The sequence below is a fragment of the Bradyrhizobium sp. genome (genome assembly GCF_049586575.1).
GTDB lineage: Bacteria > Pseudomonadota > Alphaproteobacteria > Rhizobiales > Xanthobacteraceae > Bradyrhizobium.
Map to the genome: position 1 here is coordinate 1 of NZ_JBAVCF010000016.1, position 5,905 is coordinate 5,905.

5 protein-coding genes are annotated in these 5,905 nt (G+C 61.3%); all 5 read right to left on the reverse strand.

Annotation, left to right across the window (positions count from 1 at the left end; translation table 11 throughout):
* Positions 1 to 1,516 (reverse strand): diguanylate cyclase domain-containing protein (locus WB528_RS00585; protein ID WP_423886492.1); only part of this gene is annotated, 1,516 nt, incomplete at its 3' end.
* A gap of 118 nt (positions 1,517 to 1,634) precedes the next feature.
* Positions 1,635 to 2,828 (reverse strand): DUF1501 domain-containing protein, encoded by a 1,194-nt coding sequence (locus WB528_RS00590; RefSeq protein WP_423886493.1) that lies wholly within the window; start codon positions 2,826 to 2,828, stop codon positions 1,635 to 1,637.
* 77 nt (positions 2,829 to 2,905) lie between these two features.
* A complete protein-coding gene (locus tag WB528_RS00595) occupies positions 2,906 to 4,369 on the reverse strand; it encodes a DUF1800 domain-containing protein (RefSeq protein ID WP_423886496.1) in 1,464 nt (487 codons plus the stop codon).
* Between the two features lie 263 nt (positions 4,370 to 4,632).
* Positions 4,633 to 5,316 (reverse strand): putative quinol monooxygenase, encoded by a 684-nt coding sequence (locus tag WB528_RS00600; RefSeq protein WP_423886494.1) that lies wholly within the window; start codon positions 5,314 to 5,316, stop codon positions 4,633 to 4,635.
* A 311-nt stretch (positions 5,317 to 5,627) separates the two neighbouring features.
* A partial coding sequence (locus WB528_RS00605) for an SDR family oxidoreductase (protein WP_423886495.1) occupies positions 5,628 to 5,905 on the reverse strand: 278 nt, incomplete at its 5' end.

Sequence of the window (5,905 nt, forward strand, 5' to 3'; positions counted from 1 at the left end):
CAGCATGGTTGAGCAGCGACTGACGATCGGGCGCGTCATCCGGGCTGAGCGCGATGCCGATGCTGGTGGAGACCGGCACTTCCGGCGCAACGGCGGTGTCGCGAAGCGCCTCGAGAATGGATTCGGCCAGCCGGCCGGCCGCCGCGGGACCTGACATGCCGGACAGCAGGATGGCGAACTCATCGCCGCCGAGCCGCGCCATCATCTGCTGGTCATCCAGCAATGCACCGATGCGCGAGGTGAAGGTCTGCAGAGCCCGGTCGCCGGCGGCATGGCCGAAGAGATCGTTGATCTCCTTGAACCGGTCGAGATCGAGGCAGAGGATGCCAAGGCTCCTGCCCGGTACGAGCGCTGCGATTTCCTGGTCGACGCGCATGTTGAAATAGGCGCGGTTCGGCAAGCCAGTCAGCGCGTCGTGATGCGCCAGGAAGTGGATGTGTTGCTCGGCAGCCTTGCGGCGCTTCAGATCGCGAACCGCAATGACGTGATGAGGACGTTCGGCAAAGATGATCGGCCGCATGATCAATTCGACCGGCGCCATCGAACCGTCGCGGTGGCGCAATTCCGTTTCGATCGTGTGATTGGGCCGCGACATCAGCCTGGCGCGGGCGGCGGCGTCGGGAACGAAGTTTTCGAGCGTGCCGCCGATGAGACTGTCGGCCGAGCAGCCCACGAGTTGCGAGAAACTCTTGTTGGCCGAGACAACCAACTCGCCGTCGCAGACCAGTAGGCCCTCGACGGTAGCATCCGCAAGCTCGCGCATCCGGTCGGTCTCAAGCTCCGAGCGGCGGTGATCTCTGATATCGATCACGACGCCGGCCGTCGCCAATCCGAGAATGCCGAGGCTTGCGATCGTCACTCCGATCGCAAGCCATCCGGCCGGCAACGCGATCTGCGAAACCGTGATGCTCGGATCGGGGATGATCGAGACCGCGCCCATCGCCGTAAAATGATGGCTGCAGATGGCAAGCGTCAGCAGCAGCGCGCCGCCGATTTTCCAGCCCTCGCCTTCGCCGTGCAGACCAACCGGTAGCGCGATTGCTCCGATCATGGCGCCGAGTACGATAGAGGCGGCCACCAGAACGGGATCCCAGACCACTGTGCCCGCGATCTCGAAGGCCGCCATTCCCATGTAATGCATGACGGCGATGCCGCCGGCGACGATGGCGCCGCCGACCCAAGCGCTGGGACGCCAGTCTTCGATCAGCGATACCGCGAGGCCGACCCCCGTGAGCAGGATGGCTACGATGAGCGACACGATGGTTAATATAATATTATAGCCGCTCGGAATGCCGGGCGTGAAGGCGAGCATGGCGACGAAGTGCGTGGCCCAGATGCCGAAACCGGTCGAGATCGCGGAAACCGCCAGCCACAGGCTGCGCATGCGCCCCTTGGAAATACGGGCATAGCGAAGCAACCTGATCGCAGCGATCGAAGCCAGGACGCAAACAAAGACGGCAAGCGCGACGAGCCTGAGATCATGCGCCGTCGCGATACAGTTATAGACCTTCAACATCAGGGGAGTTCCGCCACGGGAATTCGTTGGCCGAAGCTACCCTTGCGGACGTGAAGGCCGCGTAAATTCACATCGCGCGAGACTCAGCCATGCGGCCCCGTAAAAATGCGGAACCTGCTTAAACCAGTCCGAGTTCCGCAGGATGAACACCCGCAAAGATGCGTTGAATGTTGGCCGGCTGAAGACCGAACTGGTGCTGGAACAGGCCCGCGAGCATCGCGCGATAGTCGGTCAGCACCGGATAGTCGCGGTTCTGAAACAGCGTCGCCTGCTCGACCTTGATCTGCTCGCCGGCAATGCGTCCGCCATTGATGCCGCCGCCCATCACCCAGTAGACGCTGCCGTGGCCGTGATCGGTGCCGCGGTCGCCGTTCTCGCGAAAGGTGCGGCCGAATTCGGAGATCACGACCACCACCGTGTCGCGCCAGCCCGCAGGGCCAATCTCCTCGGAAAAACCCGCGAGCGCACGGCCGAGCTCGCCGAGACGATCGGCGAGATAGCCGGTGGCCGCGCCCTGATTGACATGGGTATCCCAGCCGCCGACATCGACAAAACCGAGATTGAACTGATCGCGCATCAGCCGACCGATCCGGCGCGCCGACAACTCGAAGCCGCGTGGCGACACCGCGCCGCGATTGGCCGCCGTCATTTCTTCAGAGATCGAACGGTAGACGTCGTCGCGAATCCGGAAACCTTCGGAAACCGACGATGACAGGTCGCTGTGCGCATACATGTTCTTGATGAGGCGCGCCTGACGATCGTCGACGCCGGGCTTGCCGACGCTGTTGATGCCGATGTTCGGCGTTTGCGTCTTGCCGCGGAAAATCAGCGGCAGTTGATCGGTAAACGAGATCGGCTTGGCGCGCGTCAGTTCGGCGGCCAGCCTGCTCATGAAACCCGAACGATAATCGCGCGAGCCGCCGGCGGCCTGACCGAGTTCGATGGTGTCCTGGGTTTCGAAATGACTGCGCGTCAAATCGTCGGACGTGCCGGCGAACGGAACGAAGGCAATCTCGCGTTTCGCCCACATCGGATAGATGCTGTCGCGCAGCGACGGATGCAGTCCCCACTCCGCGTTCAGCGACAACACCGAATTCGGATTGCCGGCATCGGGCTTGGCAAGACCGAGCGTCGGGCGAGCCGTGTGGTAGAAGTCGCTGCCAATGGGCACGACGACATTGGCCGCATCATAGGCGCCGCGCAGGAATACCACGAGGAGCCGCGCATCGGTTGCCGGCGCGGCCCAGACGCGGCCGGCGACAGTCAACGGAACGGCGCCGGCAAAAGCCTTGAAGAGATCACGGCGGTTCATGTTGGCCTCCAGGAGTTCTCTTATTTTTTGAGCATGATCTTAATCGAAAAACCGGTACCCACTTTTTGGGGCCATGCTCACCGCATGAATTCGGGTGACGACAAAAACAGCGTGTTCCAGTCCTGCGGCGACACTGCCTGGTCGAGCGCGGCTGTTGTGGCTGGGCCCAGCGTCTGGCGCAGGCCGTTGAAATAAAGCGCGTTCTGGATCAGCGGAAACGCCGGCTTTTCAGCCGCATTCGGCACATCCGGCTTGAACAGGCCGGCCGAACCCGAGCCGATCTGGCGCGCGATCTCAAAGCGCAGGGTCATTTGGCCGGGGCCGTCCCACGACGCCGACGTCATCGAATAGCCGTCCGGCGTTTCGTGATTGAACAGCCCCTCGCCGAGACGATTGAGCCAGTTCTGGATCGGCTGAGTGTTGAGGACCACCTTGTCGTCATAGGCAAGCCGAACGGCCGACAGGACATAATGCACCGGATCCTTGAATTTCGTCCCCGCCTTCAAGGAGGCGTTGAACTCGGCTGAATGCACCATGGTGGCGAGCACGGCGGCAATATCGCCGTCGGTCGCCTTGAAGGTCTGCGCCATCTTTTGCACTAGCGCATCCGGAGGATTGTCGGAGACGAAATAGGTCGCAATCTGCTTCGACAGATGCACAGCCGTCGCCGGATGGTGCACCAGGATATCTATCGCTTCGTCGACTTCGGCAAACCCCCTGCCCTTGATCTCATGTCCAAGGAAGGTTTTGTCGCCGTAGTCGTGGCGCGCCGGATTGAATTCGAAGGCGCCCTCGCGAATGAGCTGCGATTGCAGCTCGGGCTTGAGTTTCGGCTGATCCGGTTTCACATCGATGCCGATGCCGGTGAGAATGCGTGCGAGCGCCTCGACATCGGCTTGCGTATAGCCCGAGCCGACACCCATGGTGTGCAGCTCCATGATCTCGCGGGCGTAGTTCTCGTTCAGATGGCCGGCGGCGTTGTCGGCGTTATCGAGATAGCGCAGCATCGCCGGGTGGCGCAGCGTCGCGATCAGCAAATCGCGAAACTTGCCGAGCGCATGGGCGCGAATCGCGTGATCCTCATAATCGCCGACGAGGACGCGCAGGTTGGACTTGTGCTGATACACATTGAAATGATTGAACCAGAACCAGGTCATGCGCTCGCGCAGCTGGTCCGGCCCGTAAAGCGCATGCAGGATCGAACGGGCTTGCGCCTGCCTCATCCGCTCGTTCATCGCCTGCTGATAGACCTGCTGCGCCGCCTTCTTTTGATCGGGATCGGCAACCTGATTGGCGCTCTTGGCCTGGGCGTCGAACGCCATCGCGATGTCGAAGGGGAACCTGTGCACATCCGCCATTGCTTCGATCTGCGCGTGCGCCGCCTCCGGCAGCGCTGAATTGGCCGGTGGATGCAGTTGCTCGTTCAGCCAGCGCTCGATGCCGACCGCTTGCAAGTGCGCGGCGCTGGAAGCGTTGATTCCGAAGCTAAGGCGATCGAGGAAAACGAGGTCGTGCGGCGTCAGCTCGGCCGCGTCAGCCATTCCCGTGCCGAGGACGACGGCGGCACAGCTCGACAAGATCCATATCCGGCCGCAGCGGAACTTCGTTAAAGTTTTCGGTTCCATCGAAAGGAGCTCGTCATGCAGTGCCAGCTAATCTGCCGCATCCGGCATGAATAGGCTCTGAACGAATAGCCGTGATTCGTGGCAAAAACGATTCACGGCGGAAAAGATTACCTTCCTGCCATGAACGACCGCGATTGCGCCCAAGCTCCTTCTCCCCCACGCGGGGAGAGGTGAGATCGCTAAAGAACCTTGAACACGCGCTCGTCGTAAAGCGCGCCGCCCATCGGCTGCAGTTCCTCGCGAAAGGTTCGCACCGTCTTCGACGAGATCCACGCGTTCTTCTCGGCCTGCGATTTCCAGGCTTCGACCACCGTGAAATGGTTCTTCCGGTTGGCCTGGACGTTGTCGTCGAAGCGAAGATTGCCGGGCGCTTTGCGGCCTTCTTCGACAAAGGCTTTCACCTTGGCCGTGCCTGGCTCGACCTGCGTCGGAATCACGTCGACATGGGTGAGCACCAGGATCGCGCCCTTCGGCGCCGGCTTCGACGGACCCACGGAAAGCGCGCCGTGAATGCGCTCGTCATAGGCGGCGCTGCGGAGCGGATCGAGCGCGGCGCGATATTTAGTATAGGTATCGGTCGATGCGAAGGCCTGCTTCGCCGCCAGCGACTTCCATTGCTCGACGAGCGCGAAATGGCCGGGATCGGAAATCCGCTGGCCGATCTCGATCTGCACGGCGCCATCGGCTTTGCGGGCGGCCTCCGCATAGCTGATAACAAGTATCCGCGCTTCGGCCGCTTTCGCGGGCGCTACTTCCGCATAGGTCACAATGGTGACTGGACTGGCGTCTTGCGCGCACGCGATCTGGCCGGTGGAAAAAAGACCGGCCATGGTGACGACGGCCGCCAGAAAAGAACGAAACATCGGGCATTTCCTCCACGACGGATGGACGCTCATGCGAGGCATCCTTGTTGTCTTTCGTCCCCGTGGTCCGTCTTTTCTTCCGGGGAGCTTGAGTGCGGATATGTTGATCGCAGCAGGCAGGTGGACGTCAAGCCTTGGGAAGAAGTGTCCCGGTTCTGACATTCGTATGCCGTTGCGGCGGGTTCGCTTACGAATGCCGGAACCAAAAGGGACACTTCTGCAAACCTATGATACCAGTGTGGTTTTGGATTTGACATTCGCTCCCCAGTCAACATCGAGTTCGCAAAGCGAATGTCAAATCCGAAACTCCACTAGAAACAAATATTTGCCAGTGGTCCTTTTGATTCTAACATTCGCAAAAGTGTCCGCTGAGAAGGGATGCGAATGTTAGAATCGACCACTGCAACGATCCGGCTACCTGAAGTTGAGCGGCATCGACGGGAATCGCGGACCTTCGCCGCGCCCTCGACGCCGCGGCCCTTGGTGAACCACGGCGTGTCGATATAGCCGGGGCATACCGTGTTGACGCGGATCAGCGGCGCCAGCGCGCGCGCAAGCGACAGCGTGATGGTGTTCAGCGCGCCCTTGC